The following is a 20,776-nucleotide window of genomic DNA, read 5'->3' as shown; positions in this document are numbered from 1 at the left end:
CCCACACCTGCTCCTGTGTCGTTCGAAAGCGCAAGGCCGAGCCGCGTGCGGGTCCTTCCTATTCGAGCGGCGCCGCGAGCACCACGCGGAAACCGATATCGCCGTCGCGGTCATCGGGCGAGAACTCTTCGCGCTTGGCCGCCCGCAGGTCGCCCGGAAAATCGAGCCACGATCCGCCACGCAGCGTGCGCGAGATGTCACCACCGATCTGCGTGTTGCCAGGATGGTCGTATTCGTTCAGGCACCATTCCCAGACGTTACCCGCGAGATCGGCTACCGTCTCTCCTTCCGGCGCGCCCAGCGGATACATGCCCACGGCCATCGTCCGACCCGTGCCGCTCTCGTGACTGTTGGCCCGCGCCGGGTTCCATTCGCTGCCCCATGGATATTTTCGCCGCATCGGCCCGCCCTGAGCGACCCACTGCCACTCCCACTCGGTCGGCAGGCGGATGACCTCCGGCCCGGCCAACGCCAAGCGCTCGCTCAACCAGCGGCAGAAGGCGACGGCGTCGCTCCAGGCGATGTTGATGGCCGGATGGTTCTGAAAACCCCAGCGCGTCTCGCCCGGTTGTTTGCGTTGCACCAGCTTTCGCCACCAGCGACGATCGCGATAGCCATCGTCAGCGGCAAGGAAAGCGCCGTATTGCTGCCATGTGATCGGGTACCTGGAAATGCGCAGGGGCTTGACCACGAAGACCTCGCTGGCCTTGCCTTCGAGCTGCACTTCCCCACCCGCGATGTCGATCCAGACAATATCCGGCAGGCCTTCGGCCGTCAGCCCTACGCCGCGGCGCGGGTCGCCCATCTGATTGAGGCGCAGGCCGATCTCTTCGCGGCGATGATGTTGAGTCTCGTCGCTCGCCAATTCGTCGAGCAGGCGCAGCGGTTCGGGCCGCAGAAAACGATGCAGTGTCTTGTCCAGGTGCGCGGCCAGCGTACGCCAGGCGGCAATGCCGGGATCGCGGAAGTCTGCTTCGGCCAGCGCTGCGCGGTGGCTGAGATCGAGCAGGGCCAGCAACACCGGCTTCTGCCGCTCCCAGCTCCACAGCTGGGGATGGCTGCCGTACCGGCCGGCAGGCGGCGAACCGGCCTCCTGCGCGACGAGCTGCCACCACTCCCTGGCCGCCATTTTCGCCTGCCGCCGAAGCGACAGGCTGTCGCGATAGCGGGCGCACCACTGCCGCAGGCGCGGCCAGTGGGTCAGCAGCGTTTCGTGGGCGAACTCGACGTGCTGGTCGTCGGGGTCGGACAGAAAGCCCTGGCTGCGCAAGGCATCGACCAGTCGGCTGATCTGCCGATCGGCGCGCAAAGCTGCGATTTCGACCGTCCGCCGCGTCGGCACCTCGTCGATCACCGTCGCCAGTTCGGCAAACAGTCGGGCACAAGCGAGCTCCAGCTGCGGTTCGCTGTCGATCAATCGTTCGATGCCGGCAGCCGCCGTGTCGACGATGCTGGCCAGTCCACCCATGCGTTCATAGGCCGCCAGGGTGAGGCCCTGCCGGGCGTCGCGCTCCTCGAACATCCGTTCGAGGGCCAAGGCGATCAACGGCAGCGCGCCTTTGCTGGCTCTGGCCGCCGAGAGGAGTGTCGAAACCAGTTCGGCCTGCACCGGAACACCACAGGCTTGCGCCGGGCCGGTGATGATCGCCTGCAGTTGCGCCTCGCCAGTGACCGGTTCGAGGGCCACCAGTGACGCCCGAAAAAGGTCCTCACCCAGCCATTCCATCAGGCGAACGGTGAATTCGCTGCGCAGCGTCAACACCAGGTACAGGTCGTCGATGTCGAGCAGCGCGCCGAAGAGCTGGCGAAAGCGGAGCGCGCAAGCCACCGGCGTGAGCGTAAACAACTCTTCGAACTGGTCCAGCAGCAGGAGCAGCGGGCGCTTTCGTTGGCGCAGCAAAGCGATGCTGGCGACGGCAAGGCGTTCTTCCGACTGCCGCGAATCACTCGCTTCGGTGAGCGCGCGCTGTACGCTGTCGACGGCTTGGTGAGCGATCGCAGAATCCGTTCCGGGAAGCTCGCGACCAAGCACGTCGGCAAGCTGGTGGAAGGGACTGCCCTGCGGCTCGCAGCGAAGATAGCTCAGCCCGCCGAGCAGCGCGGCAAAGCGCGGCACGACACCGGCGGCGACCAGCGAGGACTTGCCGGTGCCGGAGCGGCCGATGACGCTGATCAAGCGCGTTTCCGCCAAGCGCGCGACGACCCTTTCGCTATCCTCGTCGCGCCCGAAGAACAGGTGATGCGCTTCGGGTTTGAACGCGGCGAGGCCAGGATAGGGATTGGCGGCGCAATCGACCGTGCGCTGGCCCGGCGGATCGGTCTGGCTCGTTCCGGGCACCGCCGTCTGCCTGGCGGCCTTGTTCGAGGGGGAAGGTGCGGCGGCGCTATGAGTCATTTCAGATCAAGCCTCAGGCAACATCCTGGCGACATCATAGGCCGAAAGCCGGGGACGCGGAAGCTCCTGGCCGGGCACTTGCTGCGGTGAGGACTTCGCGCGCGCCGTGGACCAGCCAAGGACTGGCCTCGCCGTTGCAACGCGATCTGGCCTATAGTTGGGGATCGCTTCCGGAGACCGCTCATGGACCCACATCGCAAACATCGGCCGCACAAGCTCCACACCCTCCACCGCGCACCGAGTACCCCCTCGCAGCGCCCGCCGCTGCTCTTTCTGCACGGTGGCTATGTTGATGCGCGTTCGTGGGATGTTCACTTCCTCCCCTATTTTGCCAGCCATGGCTACGACTGCCACGCGCTCGAGTTTTCCGGCCATGGTGGCAGCGACGGGCGCGAGTATCTGGACGCCTTGAGTCTCGACGATTACCTGGCCGACGCCCAGCAGGTCGTCGCCGGCTTCGACCAACGACCTATCGTCATCGGGCATTCGATGGGTGCGTTCATTGCCGAACGCCTCCTTGAGCAATCGCTCGCCGCGGCGGCTGTCCTGCTTGCGCCCGTGCCGATCAACGGCACGCTCGAGTCGGCGACAAAGCTGTTGCTCAAATACCCCAAGTTTCTTTGCGAAGTGGTTAACGTGACCAGGGGGCGGGTCAGTGCCACCGCACTGCACATGATCAAGGAGGTCTACTTCTCGCCGACGACCAGGCCGGAAACGCTGCTGCGCTTCGCTCAGCTGGTACAGCCCGAGTCGGCACGGGCGGTCTGTGACCTGGCGCTGCTCGGCTGCTGGAGATGGTCGCCCAAGCCGCCGCCGGCGCTGCCGGTGCTCGTCGTCGGCGGCGAACTCGACACGGTCTTTCCGCCGGAGCTGATCCGTCCGCTCGCCCGGCGCTGGAACGCCGAACTGCAGGTCGTCGCCGAAACCGGGCACGCACTGATTCTCGATGAGCACTGGCACGATTGCGCGGCACCGGTTCTCGCCTGGCTGAAAGGGCTCGAACAGGGCGCGGCAGCAACCAGGGCAGGCGAAGCAAGCGCGCTGGCCTGTGTCGCCTGACGGCGCGTACCGTCTCGACGCGTCGGTGGGCCACTACCCGGTGCTAGTCCGACGGCCACGCCAATGTCTTCCGGCGAGCCCTCGCTCAACGATAGGCGCGTATAATGAGGCATTCCCCAACCAGCAGAGAGAACTTACATGGGCCTAGATCGCGTGCCCTCGGGCAAAGCACTCCCGAATGATTTCAACGTCGTCATCGAAATCCCGATGCATGCCGATCCGGTGAAGTATGAAGTAGACAAGGAAAGCGGACAGGTCTTCGTCGACCGCTTCATGTCGACCGCCATGCACTACCCCTGCAACTATGGCTACATCCCGCACACCATCGCCGGCGACGACGACCCGGTCGACGTCCTAGTGGTGACCCAGTTTGCCCTGCCGCCGGGCGTGGTCGTGCGCTGCCGGCCGATCGGCCTGCTGGCCATGGAAGACGAGGCCGGGCAGGACGGCAAGCTACTGGCGGTTCCGGTTGACAGCCTGACGCAAATGTATCGCGACATCGAATCACCGCGCGACTTTCCGCAGGTCATCCTGGACCAGATCTCGCACTTTTTTGCCCACTACAAGGATCTGGAGCGCGGCAAGTTCGTCAAGGTCGCCGGCTGGCTGGGCGTCGATGAGGCCAAGAAGGAAATCATGGAAGGCGTGCAGCGCTTCAATGATGCCAAGGATAAGCCGCACTACTGAGCCGTTTCTTTTCAACCATGATCAAGGGGCGCGCAAGCGCCCCTTTCGCTGGTGCCTGCGCCCATGCCTCTCAAGATTGCCATTGCCCAGATCAACGCGACGGTCGGCGACTTTGCCGGCAACTCGGCGCGTATCCTCGATTTTGCCGAGCGCGCCAGGGAGCAAGGCGCCGACCTGCTGTTGACACCGGAGCTGGCGCTTTGCGGTTACCCGCCGGAGGACCTCCTGCTGCGCGAGGATTTCTCCGCCGCTTGCGCAGCCGAGCTCGACGCCCTCGCCGCCAAGGTCAAGGGAATCGCGGTTCTCGTTGGCCATCCGGAACGGCGCGGCTACCGCTGCTACAACGCGGCGACGCTGATCAGCGACGGCGTGCGCGTGGCCACCTACTACAAGCAGCGCCTGCCGAGCTACGAGGTGTTCGACGAAGAACGCTATTTCGACTCCGGCGAAGGCCCGTGCGTGCTGACCGTCAAGGGCGTGCGCTGCGGCGTCAATATCTGCGCCGACGTCTGGGAAGCAGGTGCCGCTGATCTGGCCCGCCAGGCCGGCGCCGAGATTCTGCTCGTCCTCAACGCCTCTCCCTATCACATCGGCAAGCGCGAGAGGCGTACCGAAGTCCTCCGCCAGCGTATCGCCAGTACCCGCCTGCCGGTGATCTACGCCAATCTGGCCGGCGGCCAGGACGAATTGGTCTTCGACGGCGGTTCATTCGTTCTCGACTCGCGGGGAACGCTGTGCTGCCAACTGCCGCAGTTCGAGGAAGCGCTGGCGGTGGTCGACATCGTCGATGGCGAGCCACAGCCAGGGAGCATTGTCCCGGCGCCGTGCATCGAAGCCGAGGTCTATCAGGCGCTGGTTCTCGGCGTGCGTGACTACCTTGGCAAGAACGGCTTCCCGGGTGCGATCATCGGCCTGTCGGGAGGAATCGATTCGGCGCTCACGCTGGCCATCGCCGTCGATGCCCTCGGCGCCGAGCGCGTGCGCGCGGTCATGATGGCCTCCCCGTACACGGCCGAGATCAGCCTTTCGGAGTCGCGCGAAATGGTCCGCCTGCTCGGCGTTCGCTATGACGAAATCGGCATCGCGCCGGCGATGGAAACCATGGCCGGGATGCTCGCAGATCAGTTTGCCGGCCTGCCCGCGGATACGACCGAAGAGAATCTGCAGGCCCGGATCCGCGGCATGATCCTGATGGCCATTTCCAACAAGACCGGTTCGCTGGTCCTCACCACCGGCAACAAGTCGGAAATGGCGGTCGGCTATTGCACCCTCTATGGCGACATGGCGGGCGGCTTTGCGGTCATCAAGGACATCGCCAAGACCTGGGTCTACCGCTTGTCACGCTGGCGCAATACGCGTTCCTACGTGATTCCGGAACTGATCATCAGCCGCCCGCCATCCGCCGAGTTGAAGCCCGGCCAGACCGATCAGGACAGCCTGCCAGCGTACGAAGTGCTCGACGCAATCGTCGCCGCGTACATGGAAAAAGACATCAGCCCGCGCGAGATCGTTGCCAGCGGCTACGCCGAAGCCGACGTGCGGCGGGTCGTACAGCTGTTGCGAATCAGCGAATACAAGCGCCGTCAGGCTCCGGTTGGAATTCGTGTCACGCAGCGTGGTTTCGGCAAGGATTGGCGCTATCCGATCACCAATCGTTATCGCGATCCGTACTGATCGTCGGCGCTGATCGTCGCAGCGATCAATTATCGATGCCATATTTCTGATAGGATTTCTTTACGATCTTCCCGGGAGAAAAGGCCATGAAAAAAATTGAAGCGATCATCAAACCATTCAAACTCGATGAAGTGCGCGAAGCCCTGTCGGAAATCGGCGTCACCGGCCTGACGGTGACCGAGGTCAAGGGTTTCGGTCGCCAGAAAGGGCATACCGAACTCTACCGCGGCGCCGAATACGTCGTCGATTTCCTGCCCAAGGTGAAGATCGAGATCGTGGTTACCGACGCCGTCGTCGAAGGGGCCATTGACGCCATCGTCAAGGCGGCGAGGACCGGCAAGATCGGTGACGGCAAGATTTTCGTCACGGCGGTCGAGCAGGTGGTGCGCATCCGCACCGGCGAACTCGACGAATCGGCGATCTGAGCGGCCAAGCCTGCGCGCTCTGGACGTGCTGACTGGCGGTGTCAGCGCCGCTTGCCACCGGCTTTCAGGAGGACCCACAGGGCCCCATCGCCGCCGTCGCAAGGCGGCGCATGACAGAATGCCAGCACCTCCTGGCAACGGCTCAACCAGACCTTGACCAGCTGGCGCAGGATCGCTTCGCGACCGGGAGATCCATTGCCGCGACCGTGCACGATGCGCAGGCAGCGCCGGCCCTCAGCCATCGATTCGCTGAGAAAAACCGCCACCTCCTCGTGCGCCTCATGGCGGTTCATGCCGTGCAGGTCGACGTGATTCTGGATGCTCCAGCGGCCCCTGCGCAGGTCGCGCAGCAGCGTCCGCGGCAGTCCGCTGCGCAGGAACGAGTCGGCGCCGCCGAGGTCGAGCCAATCGTCGACGGCCAGCGGTGCGTGCAGCAATTCGCCGAGTACCGCCGCTTCGTCGCGTTCGCGCTGACGCGGGCGAGGACTGGGCTTCGGTGCTTCGAAGCTGACCCGGTCGGGCCGCGACAGCGGTGTTGCGCCGTCAACCGCGGCCAGGAAAGCGTCGAGGTCCTCGCTACTCGCTTGCTTGTGCTGAGTCATTGCAAAAGCTCGTTCCTGCGCCGGCGTCCAGCACTTCCCGCAAGGCAGTCGCGTAGCCGACGCTGCGCAGCGTCAGCCCGCCAGGCCAAGGCCGTCGAGATAGCGCTCGGCGTCGAGCGCGGCCATGCACCCGCTGCCCGACGAAGTGCACGCCTGGCGGTAAATGTGATCCTGTACGTCGCCGGCAGCAAAGACGCCGGGGATCGACGTCGCCGTGGCATTGCCCTTCAGGCCCGACTGGGTGATCAGATAACCGCCTTCCATCGCCAGTTGGCCGACGAACAACTCGGTGTTCGGTCGGTGTCCGATGGCGATGAAGACGCCCATCAGCGGAATGTCTTCGCTGCTGCCGGACAGCTTGTCGCGGATACGCATGCCGGTGACGCCCGATTGATCGCCGAGCACCTCGTCGAGCGTGCAGTTCCAGCGGATGCTGACCTTGCCGGCTTTCTCCTTGGCGAACAGCTTGTCCTGGAGGATTTTCTCGCTACGCAGCTTGTCGCGCCGGTGTACCAGCGTCACGTGACTGGCAATGTTCGCCAGGTAGAGTGCCTCCTCGACGGCGGTATTGCCGCCGCCGATGACCGCCACCGGCTGATTGCGGTAGAAGAAGCCGTCGCAGGTGGCGCAGGCGGAAACGCCACGGCCGGCGTATTCTTCTTCGGAAGGCAGGCCCAGGTACTGGGCCGAAGCCCCCGTGGCGATGATCAGTGCATCGCAGGTATAGGTACCGGAGTCGCCGATCAGGGTCAGCGGTTTCTCGCTCAGCCTGGCGGTATGGATGTGATCGAAAACGATCTCGGTATCGAAGCGACGCGCGTGCGCCTCGAAGCGCTGCATCAGTTCCGGTCCTTGCACGCCCTGCGCGTCGGCTGGCCAGTTGTCGACGTCGGTCGTCGTGGTCAACTGCCCGCCCTGCGCCAGGCCGGTGATCAGTACCGGTTTGAGGTTGGCGCGCGCAGCGTAGACGGCTGCCGTGTAGCCGGCGGGGCCGGAGCCGAGGATCAGCAGGCGGCAGTGGCGGGTCGCTTCGGTCATCTTGATGAACTCTGGTAGTGGTTGACGCAAAAAATTATAACCGGCAAAAGCGCGCCTTCTGCCGCCAAGTTTGTCGCGCGTTTGCTTTCGAATCCTGCAAAGTGCCTTATAATCGCCGCGCAAGCCCTTGATAGAAATAACTTCACTTGACGAGAGAATGCCTCATGAACACCCAGGTCGAACAGCCCAGGAGAGGACCAAGCCTGACTTTGCTGCACAGCATTCCCATCTTTGCCGGTGTACCCGATGCGCAACTCGAACAGATCGCGAAAGTCGCTTTCCATCGTCGTGTTCCGCGCCTGACGACGATCGTCCGCGCCGGCGACAGCACCGACTCGCTCTACGTGCTGATCAGCGGCGGTGCCAAGGTGCTCAACAGCGACGAAGAAGGGCGCGAAGTGATTCTGACCCTCCTCGGTCCAGGCGAGTTCTTCGGCGAAATGGGGCTCATCGACGGCAGTCCGCGTTCGGCCGACGTGATGTCCACCGAGACCTGCGAATTGCTGGTGATCACCAAGAACGACTTCAAGCGTTGCCTGGCCGAGAACTTCGATCTCTGTCTGAATATCATGAAGAGTCTCGTCCAGCGCCTGCGCGAAGCCGACCGCAATATCGAGAGCCTGGCGCTGATGGACGTCTACGGGCGAGTCGCCAAGCTGCTTCTCGACTTCTCGGAAGAAGAGCGTGGCGAGCGCATCATCCGCCGTCGCCTGACCAAGCAGGACATCGCCAAGATGATCGGCGCCTCGCGCGAAATGGTCAGCCGGGTGATGAAGGATCTCGAGAATCAGAGATACTTCCGCGTCGAGGACGGCCGCATTGTCATCCTGGAAAAGCGTGTGCCGGCGCCGAGCGCGGCGACTCCCCGCTCCTGAAACAGGCTTAGCAACCACTCACCAAGTACTTCAAGCGTACCGATGGCTTTACTGAACAAACTTACCGGCCGGTTCTCCTATACCTCGCGAGCGCCGAGTCCGTTGCCCGAGAAAATCGCCGTGCTCCTGGAGGAGTCGCGCTGGTTGATCCTGATCGTTGTCGCCAGCTTTCTCGCGCTTTCCCTGTGGGGCTACAACCCGGACGACCCGGGTTGGTCGCACGCGGTCTACACGACGACGCTGCACAACCCGTCCGGCCGCGGGGGTGCCTGGCTGGCCGACCTGATGCTCTACGTTTTTGGACTTTCCGCCTGGTGGTGGATCGTTCTCCTCCTGGTCTTCGTCTGGTGGGGCTACCGGCGCCTGGACGGACAGCGACCCGCCGATCGGCGGCCGCTGTACATCGCCCTGGGCGGTTTTCTGGTCCTGATCGTCGCCAGCAGCGGCCTGGAAACGCTGCGTTTCTATAGCCTCAAGGCACCGCTTCCGATCGGTCCGGGCGGCATGATCGGTATCGAACTGGCCGCGTTCAGCGTCCGCAACCTCGGTTACACGGGTGCGACGCTGGCTCTCTTCGCCTTGCTGGCGCTCGGCTGGAGTATCTTCACCGGGGTTTCCTGGCTGGCTGCCGCGGAGGGTATCGGTGCCCTCTTCGAACGCGCAGTGCTGGGGGTCCACCGCGTTTTCGAGCGCTGGCAGGACCGTCGCATCGGCCGCGAAGTCGCCCGCGAACGCGAAGCGGTCGTCGAGGTCGAGAAGAGACGCGGCGAAACGCACGAGCCGATCCTCATCGAAAGGCGCGAACCGGTCATCGCGGCTGCCGCTGCCGCGCCCCTGCCTGCGAAAGTCGAAAAGCGAATCGACCGCGAACGCCAGGCGCCGCTCTTCCCCGAGGCGGTCAGCGGCGGCCTGCTGCCGCCACTGCACCTGCTCGAACCGGCGCCGCTGCACAGCGAACGCGTCAGCCCCGAGACACTCGAGTACAACTCGCGTCTGATCGAGCGCAAGCTGGCCGACTTCGGCGTCCAGGTAACGGTCACTGCGGCCTACCCGGGCCCGGTCGTGACGCGCTACGAATTCGAGCCGGCAATCGGCGTCAAGGGCGCACAGATTCTCAATCTGGCCAAGGACCTGGCGCGCTCGTTGTCGCTGATCTCGGTGCGCGTCGTCGAAACGCTTCCCGGCAAGTCGTCGATGGCGCTGGAACTGCCGAATCCGAAACGACAGATGGTGCGCCTGCTGGAAATCATCGCCAGCAAGGAATACCACGACATGCACTCGCCGCTGACGATGACCCTGGGCAAGGATATCGGTGGCCAGCCGGTGGTCGTCGATCTCGCCAAGATGCCGCATCTGCTCGTCGCAGGCACCACCGGATCGGGAAAGTCGGTGGGCATCAACGCGATGATCCTCTCGCTGCTCTACAAGTCCGAGCCGGACCAGGTACGCCTGATCCTGGTCGACCCCAAGATGCTCGAACTGTCGATCTACGAAGGTATTCCCCACCTCCTCGCACCGGTGGTGGTGGACATGAAGCAGGCGGCCAACGCGCTCAGCTGGTGTGTCGCCGAGATGGACAAGCGCTACAAGCTGATGTCAGCGATCGGCGTGCGCAATCTCGCGGGTCTCAACCATCGCATCAAGGACGCCGAGAAGAGCGGCGAAAAGCTCGCCAACCCGGTCTCGCTGACCCCGGAGACGCCCGAGCCCCTGTCGATCCTGCCGCACATCGTCGTCGTCATCGACGAACTCGCCGACCTGATGATGGTTGCCGGCAAGACCGTCGAACAACTGATTGCCCGCCTGGCGCAGAAAGCGCGGGCCTCCGGAATCCATCTCATCCTGGCGACGCAAAGGCCGTCGGTCGACGTGATCACCGGTCTGATCAAGGCCAACATTCCGACGCGCATCTCGTTTCAGGTCTCGTCGAAGATCGACTCGCGCACGATTCTCGACCAGATGGGTGCCGAGGCGCTGCTCGGCCAGGGCGACATGCTCTACCTGGCGCCGGGAACCGGCTATCCAACGCGCGTCCATGGCGCCTTTGTTGCCGACGAGGAGGTGCATCGGGTGGTCGATCATCTCAAGAAATCGGGCACCCCCGACTATCTGGAAGGCGTGCTTACCGGCGCGGGCGGCGACGCTGACGGCGACGGCGGGGGCGAGAACGGCGGCCTCGATACCGATGGCGAGGCCGACCCGGTCTATGACCAGGCGGTCGAAGTGGTGCTCAAGAACCGGCGAGCCTCGATTTCGCTCGTCCAGCGTCACCTGCGCATCGGCTACAATCGCTCGGCGCGCCTGATCGAAGCCATGGAAAAAGCCGGCCTGGTCTCGGCGATGGACGCGCGTGGTGGTCGCGAAGTCCTGGCCCGCAAGGAAGGCGAGTGATGCAGCAAACCCCGCTGCGGCGAAATCGCCTCCGGCAAGCCCTTTGCGCAGGCGCTTGCCTGCTTGTCGCCCCACTGGCGAACGCCGGCGCGATCGACAAGCTGCACCAGTTCCTTGATTCGACGCGCACCGTGCGCGCCGATTTCTCGCAGACCGTCGTTGCCCGCAACGGACGCCAGGGGCAGCTGTCGAGTGGCGTGATGGTCATTTCCCGCCCGGGAAAATTCCGTTGGCAGATCGACAAGCCGTACGCCCAGCTGCTCGTCGGCGACGGCGAAAAGATATGGATCTACGACCCGGATCTGCGCCAGGTGACGGTCAGAAAGGCCGGCCCAGCGCTGGGCGGCACGCCGGCCGCCCTGCTCGCCGGCGACAGCCGCATCGAGAAGGACTTCAGCCTGCGCGAGACCGGCGAGCGTGACGGGCTGGAGTGGGTGGAAGCCGTTCCCAGGACCACCGACAGCGGTTTCGAGAAGGTCAGCCTCGGCTTTGCCGGCGACGAACTGCGCGCCATGATCCTGCTCGACAGCCTCGGTCAAACCAGCTCGCTGGTCTTTGCACGTATCGAACGCAACCCGCAACTCGCCCCGTCGCTGTTTCGCTTCACCCCGCCGCCGAATACCGACGTGCTCGGCGAGTGAGACGCAGGTCGCCCGATGAATGGGGCTCCTGGGGTGGTCGCCGTGCTGTCTGTTGAACGATGGAGAATCATTGGCACGCTTGACTTGATTTTCCCGCACCGTATAATGCGCACTTCCTTGAAGTCCAGCCGCACTGACTTTGACGAAGGCGCGTAGCTCAGATGGTTAGAGCACCACCTTGACATGGTGGGGGTCGTTGGTTCGATTCCAATCGCGCCTACCAGAATTCCGCAGGAATCAGGTAGATGCACCGTACGGAGAAGCCGCCCATGGGCGGCTTTTCCGTGCCCGCGGCTTCTCTTTTGCGCCCGGCGCTGCCAACCGTCACCCCCTTTACGAGCCCGATCGTTCGGGCGACAACGAGCAGCCAGCGCCCCGCCATTGCCTTCAGCCGACCACCCCGAGAGCACTCATCAGTCCCCCCGCAACGGCGCTGGCGATCACCACCAGCCACGGCGGCAGTCTCCAGAACATCAGGGCGACCAGCGCGATCAACGCCAGGCCGAAGTCGGCTGGCTGGCGTATGGCGCTGGTCCACACCGGTTGATAGAGGGCAGCGAGCAGCAGGCCGACGACTGCGGCATTGACGCCGGAGAGGGCCGCCTGCGTGTGAGCGCTGCGGCGAAGTTGCTCCCAGAATGGTAGCGCGCCAAAGACGAGCAGGAACGACGGGACGAAAACCGCGACCAGGCAGATCACGCCGCCGAGCCAGCCGCTGGGCGCCTGGTTCATCGACGCGCCAAGAAAAGCGGCAAAGGTGAACAGCGGGCCGGGTACCGCCTGGGCAGCGCCGTAGCCGGCCAGGAACGAGGCATTGCTCACCCAGCCCGTGGGCACCACCTCGGCTTGCAGCAGCGGCAGGACGACGTGGCCACCACCAAACACCAGTGATCCCGAGCGGTAGAAAGCGTCGATCATCGCCAGCGTGCCGGCGGGCCATGCCTGTGCGGCGATCGGCAAGCCGAGCAAGAGAAGCACGAACAGCAGCAGCCACCCTCCTCCGGCCCGTCGGCTGGCGGTGATCGGCAATGGCTCGTGCGGCAGGTCGGGCCCGGCCTTGAACAGCAGCAGGCCAAGAATCGCGGCGCCGACGATCACCCCCACCTGGCCCAGGGCGCTGGGCCAGGCCAGCACCGTGCAGGTGGCGGCAACCATGATCGAAATGCGCGGCGTGTCGGTACAAAGGTTTCGCGCCATGCCCCAGACGGCCTGCGCGACGACTGCCACGGCGACCACCTTGAGGCTGTCGAGCACGCCCGCCGGAAGGACGTCGCCCCAGCTCGCGATCCCCAGCGCGAAAACGATCAGGGCCATCGCGGACGGTAGCGTGAAGCCGGTCCACGCCGCCAGCGCACCCGCGTAGCCGCCGCGCGACAGGCCCAGCGCGATGCCGACCTGGCTGCTCGCCGGACCGGGCAGGAACTGGCACAGCGCCACCAGATCGGCGTAGGCCCGGTCGCTGAGCCAGCGGCGGCGGTTGACGAACTCTTCGCGAAAATAGCCGAGGTGAGCGACGGGGCCGCCGAACGACGTCAGCCCAAGACGAAGGAAGATCAGAAAAATTGGCCACGCGCTGGTCTCTTGCGCGGCACCGCTGTTCGTTTGCGGCGACTTCATGCTCGCTTCACCCCATCATTCTGATTGCCCGCCAGCGATGATAAGCGAGGATCGGCGCGCTGTCCGGCGAAGCGCCTTGGGCGATCGCCGAACAGCGCGCTTGGGCCTGTGCGGTGAAAGCCTGAGGACCGACGTGGGTAGCCGGCGCCGCTATGCCCCCGTCGCGCAATGCGCTACCATGGCCCGTCAACAGCGAGGGGTCGGTGTTCCGCGTCAACCAGAAAAAGAAGGAGTGAGAATCATGGACAAGCTCTCCGTACGGGGTACTACCGAGACCGAGGCGGCGCTGCGCGCGGCGCCAGAGGACGAGTACATGTCTCCGGCGCAGGTGGCTTTCTTTCGCCAGCGCCTGCGCGCAGAAGAAGAGGCCCTGCTCTCGGCCGTGAAAGAGACCGCCGGCCACCTGCAGGAGAGCGAAGTCAGTGCCGACTGGAGCGATCGGGCGAGCACCGAAGAGGAGCACACGCTGGAACTGCGTGTTCGTGATCGGGAAAGAAAGCTGCTGCAGAAGATCCGCGAAGCTCTGCGCCGCATCGACGACGGAAACTACGGCTGGTGCGAGGAAACCGGCGAGCCGATCGGCATTGCCCGCCTGCTGGCACGTCCGACGGCGAGCCTTTGCCTGGAAGCCCAGGAGCGCCGCGAGCAGAGCAAGCGCCGCTTCGGCGGCTGAACCTGAGCAGCCCGACGCCCGCCGGGCGAGCGCTATCCCGGCCCGGCCTGGAGGATGTCGCGGGTCAGCGCTTCGGCAACCCTGATGCCATCGACACCCGCGGAGAGAATACCGCCGGCGTATCCGGCGCCCTCGCCCGCCGGATACAGGCCCCTGACGTTCAGGCTCTGGAAATCGGTGCCGCGGGTAATTCGCAGCGGTGACGACGTGCGTGTCTCGACGCCGGTGAGGATGGCGTCGTCCATGGCGAACCCTCTAAGCTGCCGCGCGAAGGCCGGCAGGGCTTCGCGGATCGCTGCAATCGCGTAGTCGGGCAGCGCCGTGGAGAGATCCGTCAGACGGACGCCCGGTTGATACGAAGGCATGACGCTGCCGAGAAAGCGTGACGGCCGCCCGGCGAGGAAATCGCCGACCAGCTGCGCCGGCGCGTCGTAACTGCCGCCGCCGAGCTCGAAGGCGCGGCTCTCGAGTTCGCGCTGCAAGGCGATGCCGGCCAGCGGCCCACCCGGGTAATCGAGCGGCGTAATACCGACGACGATGCCGGCGTTGGCGTTGCGTTCGTTGCGCGAATACTGGCTCATGCCGTTGGTCACCACCCGCTTCTCTTCCGAAGTGGCGGCGACCACCGTGCCACCCGGGCACATGCAGAAGCTATACACCGAGCGCCCGTTGCGGCAATGATGGACCAGCCTGTAGTCCGCCGCGCCGAGCGCCGGATGGCCGGCGTGGGTGCCAAAACGAGCCTTGTCGATCAGTGCCTGCGGGTGTTCGATGCGCAAGCCGATCGAGAACGGTTTGGCTTCCATGAACACCCCCGCCTGCTGCAGCATCTCGAAAGTGTCGCGAGCGCTGTGGCCGAGCGCCAGAACCAGCCGCTCGCCAGCGAGTTCCTCGCCCGAAGCGAGCGTCACCCCGCGCACGCGCCCGGCTTCGATGTGCACCCCGCTGACGCGCTGCTGGAAGCGTACCTCGCCGCCCAGGCGCTCGATTTCTCGGCGCATCTGCTCGACCATGCCGACCAGCCGGAAGGTGCCGATGTGCGGCTTGTTGACGTAGAGAATCTCTTCCGGCGCGCCGGCCTTGACGAATTCCTCGAGCACCTTGCGACCATGGTGCTGCGGGTCCTTGATCTGGCTGTAGAGCTTGCCGTCGGAAAAGGTACCGGCCCCGCCCTCGCCGAACTGCACGTTCGACTCGGGGTCAAGCACCTTCCTGCGCCACAGGCCCCAGGTATCCTGCGTGCGCTCGCGCACCGCCTTGCCGCGCTCGAGAACGATCGGCCTGAACCCGGACTGGGCCAGGATCAGCGCCGCAAAGATGCCCGCCGGACCGAAACCGACGATCAGCGGTCGGCTGCCCGGCGGCCCCGCTGGCGCACGTCCGACGAAGTGGTAGCGCATGTCCGGCGCCGCCTGCACCTGGCGGTCGTCGGCGAAACGGGCCAGCAGCTGCGCCTCGTCGGGCAGGGTCAGGTCGACGCTGTAACTGAAAACCAGCGCACTTGCCTTGCGCGCGTCGCAGCTGCGCCGGAAAACGCTGATCTCGCCGATCTCCTGCACGGCAATGCCGAGGCGAGCGGCCACCGCGGCGGGCAGCGCTTCCGGCGGATGGTCGATGGGCAGGCGGATTTCGCTGACGCGCAACATGGTCTTTTCGGATTGTCCAGTGATCGGGGCGTTCAGGCCTGCTGTCCGTAGCTGGCGAACTTGGCAAGTACCGTCGCCATTTCGGCGGCGTCGAGGAGCACCGGCTCACCGAGCTGGCAGGCGCGCCAGTACTGTTCGCAGAGCGCTTCGAGTTCGCCGCCAAGGGCCAGCGCCTGCTCGAGGTCCTCGCCGAGGACCAGCATGCCGTGATTGCCGAGCAGGCAGGCGCGCCGATCGGCGATCGCCAGCAGCACGGCGTCGGAGAGTTCCTGCGTGCCGAAGGTCGCGTAGCCGGCGCAGCGCAGGCTGTCGCCGCCGAAGCGCGCGATCATGTAGTGAAACGCCGGAATGTCGCGGCGCAGACACGCCAGGCTGGTGGCAAAGGGCGAATGCGCGTGCAGAATGGCGCCGGCGTCCGGGCGATGGACGTAGAGATCACGGTGAAAGCGCCACTCGGACGACGGTTTGCGGCGCCCGGTCGGCGTTCCGTCGAGGCGCATGAAGACAATGTCGTCGACTTCGAGAGCGTCGTAGTCCATGCCCGTCGGGGTGATCAGGAAACCCGCCTGGCCCCCGCCGACGCGGACACTGAGGTTGCCTGCCGTACCGCGGTTCAGGCCGGCGGCGGTCATCCGCCGCGCGCTGGCGATCAGGCGCTGGCGAAGATCAGCCATGCCGTTCCTCCGGGTACAGCGCCAGCAGCCCCTCGCTGCTCGCCGGGCAGCAGCCGCGCTCGGTGATCAGGGCGCCGACCAGGCGCGCCGGCGTGATGTCGAAAGCCGGGTTGGCGACGCCTTCGCCGGCCGGCAGCTGCCGCAGCTGGCCGCAAACGCCGGACGAATCGCGGCCATGCACGATCCGCAACTCGTCGGCGGCGCGTTCCTCGATCGGAATCGCCGCCCCGCTCGGACAGGCAAAGTCGATCGTCGAGTGCGGTGCGGCGACGTAGAACGGCACCGCAGCGTCGTCAGCCGCCAGCGCCTTGAGGTAGGTGCCTATCTTGTTGGCAACGTCACCGTTGGCGGCAATGCGGTCGGCACCGACGATGACCGCGTCGATGCCGCCGCGGGCCAGCAGCAGCCCGGCGGCGTTATCGGCGACGAGCGTATGCGGCACGCCGTGCTGGGCCGCTTCCCAGGCAGTCAACAGCCCCTGATTGCGCGGCCGCGTTTCGGAAACCCAGAGATGGACGTCGATTCCCGCGTCGAAAGCCGCATAGACCGGCGCCAGCGCCGTCCCGTGATCGACGGTCGCCAGCCAGCCCGCGTTGCAGTGGGTCATGATCTCCAGGCGGCCGCGCTCGCCAGCACGCCGGCGCAGCAGTTCCAGGCCATGCTTGCCGATCTGGCGACACTGCTCGACGTCCTCGTCGGCAATCCGTGCCGCTTCCTGCCACGCGGCAGCGGCACGCGCCGCGGCTGGCAAGGGTGCCAGGCAGCGCTGCATGCGGGTCAGCGCCCAGCGCAGATTCACCGCCGTCGGCCGCGTTGCGGCCAGGGTAGCGACTGCGGCCAGGAGGGTCGCGTCGTCGTCGCCCTGCAGCATCGTTAGCGCCACTCCGTAGGCGGCGGTCACGCCGATCAGCGGTGCGCCGCGGACCTGCATGCTGCCGATCGCGTGCGCGGCCGCTTCCAGGCTGGCCAGGCGCAGCCAGCGATACTCGTGCGGCAGCGCGGTCTGGTCGATGATCTCGACCGCCTGGGCGTTGGCCAGCGGCCGGATCGTTCGTGTGGGCGTGCCATCAACTCTCATGGTCGCCATTCTAGCAGTGCCCCGCAGGCTGCCGACGAACGATGTCAGGCGCTGCCGACGGCGATCAGCGCTCGCCGCAGACCCAGGCGCTACCCAGTTTTGCTATCCTCTGCGCGCCGATCCATCCGCCCTATCGTCAACGAGGAACCATCATGACACCTGTAAGCACAGCGCCCGCCCGCCACCATCACCTTGCCTCTCCCCTGCTCCTTGGCGCGCTGGCGGCGTGCAGCCTGATCGGCGCCGCGCACGCCGCGAGCAGCAGCGAGTTGCCCAAGCGCAAACCCGGCCTGTGGGAGCTCAATACGCGCATGGAAGGCATGCCGTCGATCGGCGCGATGCAGCAATGTATCGACCGCAACACCGACGACCTGATGCAACAGCAGGCGAGGAAGGAAAAACACCACTGCAGCGTCCTCGACGTCAGGACGCAGGGCAACCAGGCCAGCGTGCACTCGGTGTGCAAGGTCCAGGGCAGCACGGCGACGACCGATGCCGTATTCGTCGGCACTTTCGACGTCGCCTACAAGGGCGACCTTCACACTCGCTTCAGCCCGCCGCTGCACGGCATCAGCGAGTCAAGGGTGGCCATAGACGCGCGCTGGATCGGCCCCTGCCAGGCGGGCCAGAAACCCGGCGAGGTGACCATGCCGGGCATGGGCGGAATGAACCTCAACGAGATGATGAAGGATCCGCGCGTCCAGGAGATGCTGAAGCAGCAGAAGTAGGCCGGCGGAAGGGGGCGTGCAGCCGGCGCTTCGTCGTCGCCCGCAACACGCCCCCACGCGGCCGGCGAATGATCGCATCGTCGATCAGCGGTTCTCCAGCCGGTTGTAGTCGAGCAGCCCGGAGTCGATTGGCGAAAATTGCAGATGCGCTTCCTGAAGCTCGTCGCTGGCCTGCCAGAAACGCGGGTTGCTGCGCCGAACGACGTAGCGGTCGGCCAGCGCACGGTAGTCCTCTTCCGACGACAAGCTGCCGATGGCCTTGGCGAGAGCCCTGATTTCCGAGCGTTGCACGCGGTAGATGGCGCTCGGGTAGGCGCCGATGAACCCGGGCACCACGGTCATCGTGTTCTCGGCCGGGAGGAGTTCTTGCCCTTCGCGGAGCAGGCTGGAGACGCTGCGATGGCCGGTGTTGCGCAGCAGCGTGAAGTATCGCGGTGCGCGCGGCGGATCCTCCAGACGCACGAAGACCATCTCGGGGAACCACGACAGCGGCGCACCGCGCGCACTGGCGAGGGTGGCGAGATCCTTCTGCAAGGCGGCATCGCTCACTTGCGCGAGATCGTACTGGTGGTTCAGCACCGGTGCCAGGCGGCGCTGGAGCAGCGTGTATAGCTCGTGCTGCGGATCCTTGCTGCGATAACGGATGCCGCTCTGAGCGTCGAAACTGGCCAGATCTCCGTACACGTGGTTCTTCACCTCCTGGCTCGCACCGCGATACCAGTAGTCGCTCACCGCCTTGCGTTCGGCGCGGGGCAGAAAGGTGAGGAAGTTGAACTCGCCTTCCATGCGCAGGAAGTCCATGTACAGCCGCGACAGCAGCTGGTGGCCGACGTTGCCATAGACGTCGTAACCGGCAACGAGCAGGTAGTGGATACGTTCGAGCAGGCCATAACCGATCACCCACGCCGTCTTCGGAGGACCACCGACCAGGCCCGTGACCACCGAGGCATTGTCGAAGTGGCGGAAGATGGTCAGCGCAGCGTTCGGGTTGTTGCCGTCGCCGTTCCAGATCCACTCCTGATTCGGGCCCTTGTTTGCCGCCGCGTAGCGATCGAGGAACTTCGACTTGGCCTGCAGGTACTCGGCCTGCAGCTTGGCGTACCTGCGCCACGGAACGACGATCCCGGCGTCACTTCCCAGCGCCGCCGGCAAGGCGAGCAGGCTCGATTCGCGCGCCAGGAATTCTCCAGCCTGGTCCTGCAGATCGGCGTCGGCAAGGAAGAACACCCAGAAACGATCCTCGATCACGTTCAGCGCCACCTGGCCACGACAGACCGGGCCCTTGATGAAATTCATGATCGTGAATTGCGCCTCGTCGAGCATGAACTGATAGCGCGCCGATGTGGGCAGCGCCTGGAAGGTCACGAAGGGGTTGGAGGCCGCTTTCAGCTCGTAGGAAGGCAGTTCCGTGAGCGTGTAGTCGGCTTCGATGAACAGCTGCCGCCAGCGCTGCATGCGCTTGGGTCCGAGTGCGTAGGGCAGATGCGTCTTGTCGACGATGGTTTCCCGTTCGCGATCGAGGCGGTAGTAGACGCGCTCGACGCCGGGGTCGTCGTACGGCCGGCGACTGGCAATGAGGTCGATCGGCTGGCCCGGCGGCGTCCGCGACCTGACCATCCGGAAGTAGTGATGCGCCGCATCGTCGTCGAAGTACAGGTGGGCCAGGAAAAGATGTTCGTAGATGTAGCGGCTGGCCAGGCGTTGCTTGAGCGAGTCGCCATTCAGGAACGCCTCCCAGTCGGCGACCTGCGCATCGATTCGTTCCGGCAGCGGCGGCAGCCCCTCGAAAGGCGCGCCCAGTTCCAGCCAGCGGCGCAGGGTGGCCGTTTCGCCATCGTCCAGGCCCGGCAGGCCGAAGGGCATTCCCCAGAGGGGATTCTTGCGCTCGAAGGCCTCGTATTCGTCGATCCGCGGGCACTGCTGTTTCCGGTCGAGCGAGAAATCGAAGGCCTCGGGGAGGATGGCCGTGACGGGCAGCGGATGGTCCTCCTTCAGCTTGAGCGCCCGATACATCACGCTCGCCGCCAGATTCGCTTCCGGCGTCTGCTCGCGCTCGTTGAGGACCGCCGAAAATCCCTTGCCGCGCCATTGCGAAGCGCTCTGCGCGTCGGTGAACAGGCGCGTCAACGGGGCTTCGTCCAGGCGAGCGCTGTCGTAGACCAGCGCCTTGCTGGTGCCGCGCGCGACCCCCTCCCAGGCCGTGAACTTCAACTGGCACGGCCCGTCGTAGCAGGCGTGGCAGACGACGCATCGTTTTTCGAGGATCGGCTGGACGTCGCTGCGATACGAGAATCCAGCCGGCGGCGCGGCGGGCACGTCGAAGCGCGCGGGGTCCGGCGCGCCATACTCGTCGTTGAGCGTGTGGCGGGTAATCGCGGCGCAGCCGCCAAGGACGACGATGAGCAGGAGCAGCGATTTCTTGTCGATGATCATGAGCGGTTTCCCGGGTTCTTGCGCCGCGCTGGCGCCTGCGCGCCGGCGGCCTGCACCGGCAAAGCGTCAAGGATACCTACTCCAGGGCGCGCTGCGCCAGTCCCCGTCTTTTCCACCCAGCGCTCCGGAGCACCGGTATG

Annotated in this window: 17 protein-coding genes and 1 tRNA gene; 10 read left to right on the top strand and 8 right to left on the bottom strand. The window is 65.3% G+C overall.

The window, feature by feature from the left end; genetic code table 11:
- Nucleotides 1–58: 58 nt before the first annotated feature.
- A complete protein-coding gene (locus QZ613_RS06550; RefSeq protein WP_291867224.1) occupies nt 59–2,395 on the bottom strand; it encodes an SUMF1/EgtB/PvdO family nonheme iron enzyme in 2,337 nt (778 codons plus the stop codon).
- A 183-nt stretch (nt 2,396–2,578) separates the two neighbouring features.
- Between QZ613_RS06550 and QZ613_RS06545 the strand changes: the two genes are divergently transcribed.
- The 4 genes from QZ613_RS06545 to QZ613_RS06530 all read left to right on the top strand — a co-directional run bounded on the left by QZ613_RS06545 (nt 2,579) and on the right by QZ613_RS06530 (nt 6,240).
- On the top strand, nt 2,579–3,454 hold the full coding sequence (locus QZ613_RS06545; RefSeq protein WP_291867227.1) for an alpha/beta fold hydrolase: 876 nt from the start codon (nt 2,579–2,581) through the stop codon (nt 3,452–3,454).
- Between the two features lie 138 nt (nt 3,455–3,592).
- The gene (gene ppa, locus QZ613_RS06540) at nt 3,593–4,141 is read left to right on the top strand and encodes an inorganic diphosphatase (protein WP_043564418.1); all 549 of its coding nucleotides are present in this window, start codon (nt 3,593–3,595) and stop codon (nt 4,139–4,141) included.
- Nucleotides 4,142–4,204: 63 nt separating this feature from the next.
- Nucleotides 4,205–5,815, top strand: a complete 1,611-nt coding sequence (locus QZ613_RS06535) for an NAD+ synthase (RefSeq protein ID WP_291867231.1) — start codon at nt 4,205–4,207, stop codon at nt 5,813–5,815.
- 86 nt (nt 5,816–5,901) lie between these two features.
- A complete protein-coding gene (locus QZ613_RS06530) occupies nt 5,902–6,240 on the top strand; it encodes a P-II family nitrogen regulator (protein WP_043564414.1) in 339 nt (112 codons plus the stop codon).
- Between the two features lie 41 nt (nt 6,241–6,281).
- Here the strand turns inward: QZ613_RS06530 and QZ613_RS06525 are convergent, their stop codons facing one another.
- Together QZ613_RS06525 and trxB are read right to left on the bottom strand one after the other, a co-directional pair.
- Nucleotides 6,282–6,842, bottom strand: coding sequence for a Smr/MutS family protein (locus QZ613_RS06525; RefSeq protein WP_291867234.1), 561 nt, complete (start codon nt 6,840–6,842; stop codon nt 6,282–6,284).
- 72 nt (nt 6,843–6,914) lie between these two features.
- Entirely contained in the window at nt 6,915–7,880 is a 966-nt protein-coding gene (trxB, locus tag QZ613_RS06520) for a thioredoxin-disulfide reductase (RefSeq protein WP_043564488.1), read from the bottom strand.
- Nucleotides 7,881–8,044: 164 nt separating this feature from the next.
- On the opposite strand from trxB, the gene QZ613_RS06515 reads away from it, so the two are divergent.
- From QZ613_RS06515 to QZ613_RS06500, 4 genes are all read left to right on the top strand, one after another.
- The gene (locus QZ613_RS06515; protein WP_291867238.1) at nt 8,045–8,755 is read left to right on the top strand and encodes a Crp/Fnr family transcriptional regulator; all 711 of its coding nucleotides are present in this window, start codon (nt 8,045–8,047) and stop codon (nt 8,753–8,755) included.
- 42 nt (nt 8,756–8,797) lie between these two features.
- Nucleotides 8,798–11,146: a DNA translocase FtsK gene (locus QZ613_RS06510; protein WP_291867241.1), complete on the top strand. Its 2,349-nt coding sequence runs from the start codon at nt 8,798–8,800 to the stop codon at nt 11,144–11,146.
- Nucleotides 11,146–11,787, top strand: coding sequence for an outer membrane lipoprotein chaperone LolA (gene lolA, locus QZ613_RS06505; RefSeq protein ID WP_291867244.1), 642 nt, complete (start codon nt 11,146–11,148; stop codon nt 11,785–11,787). The genes QZ613_RS06510 and lolA overlap by 1 nt, the downstream gene beginning before the upstream one ends.
- Before the next feature lie 146 nt (nt 11,788–11,933).
- Nucleotides 11,934–12,010 (top strand) — tRNA-Val (locus QZ613_RS06500).
- A gap of 164 nt (nt 12,011–12,174) precedes the next feature.
- On the opposite strand, the gene chrA is transcribed toward QZ613_RS06500, so the two are convergent.
- A complete protein-coding gene (gene chrA, locus QZ613_RS06495; RefSeq protein WP_291867247.1) occupies nt 12,175–13,404 on the bottom strand; it encodes a chromate efflux transporter in 1,230 nt (409 codons plus the stop codon).
- 241 nt (nt 13,405–13,645) lie between these two features.
- On the opposite strand from chrA, the gene dksA reads away from it, so the two are divergent.
- On the top strand, nt 13,646–14,077 hold the full coding sequence (dksA, locus tag QZ613_RS06490; RefSeq protein WP_043564404.1) for an RNA polymerase-binding protein DksA: 432 nt from the start codon (nt 13,646–13,648) through the stop codon (nt 14,075–14,077).
- Between the two features lie 32 nt (nt 14,078–14,109).
- On the opposite strand, the gene QZ613_RS06485 is transcribed toward dksA, so the two are convergent.
- Genes QZ613_RS06485 through mtnA form a run of 3 tightly spaced genes read right to left on the bottom strand, consistent with a single transcriptional unit; the run spans nt 14,110 to nt 17,475 of the window.
- Nucleotides 14,110–15,723: an NAD(P)/FAD-dependent oxidoreductase gene (locus tag QZ613_RS06485; RefSeq protein WP_291867252.1), complete on the bottom strand. Its 1,614-nt coding sequence runs from the start codon at nt 15,721–15,723 to the stop codon at nt 14,110–14,112.
- A gap of 32 nt (nt 15,724–15,755) precedes the next feature.
- On the bottom strand, nt 15,756–16,397 hold the full coding sequence (locus QZ613_RS06480) for a class II aldolase/adducin family protein (RefSeq protein WP_043564400.1): 642 nt from the start codon (nt 16,395–16,397) through the stop codon (nt 15,756–15,758).
- Nucleotides 16,390–17,475 (bottom strand): S-methyl-5-thioribose-1-phosphate isomerase, encoded by a 1,086-nt coding sequence (gene mtnA, locus QZ613_RS06475; RefSeq protein ID WP_291867254.1) that lies wholly within the window; start codon nt 17,473–17,475, stop codon nt 16,390–16,392. Before mtnA ends, QZ613_RS06480 begins: the two co-directional genes overlap by 8 nt.
- Nucleotides 17,476–17,627: 152 nt before the next feature.
- On the opposite strand from mtnA, the gene QZ613_RS06470 reads away from it, so the two are divergent.
- Nucleotides 17,628–18,203, top strand: coding sequence for a DUF3617 family protein (locus tag QZ613_RS06470; protein WP_291901220.1), 576 nt, complete (start codon nt 17,628–17,630; stop codon nt 18,201–18,203).
- Nucleotides 18,204–18,287: 84 nt separating this feature from the next.
- On the opposite strand, the gene QZ613_RS06465 is transcribed toward QZ613_RS06470, so the two are convergent.
- Nucleotides 18,288–20,636, bottom strand: a complete 2,349-nt coding sequence (locus QZ613_RS06465; protein ID WP_291867259.1) for a fatty acid cis/trans isomerase — start codon at nt 20,634–20,636, stop codon at nt 18,288–18,290.
- Between the last annotated feature and the right edge of the window lie 140 nt (nt 20,637–20,776).

The sequence above is a fragment of the Candidatus Accumulibacter sp. ACC005 genome (genome assembly GCF_907163215.1).
In the GTDB taxonomy this organism is placed as follows: domain Bacteria; phylum Pseudomonadota; class Gammaproteobacteria; order Burkholderiales; family Rhodocyclaceae; genus Accumulibacter; species Accumulibacter regalis.
The sequence above is the reverse complement of the archived record's forward strand: the minus strand, read 5'-3'. Positions and strand labels throughout refer to the sequence as shown.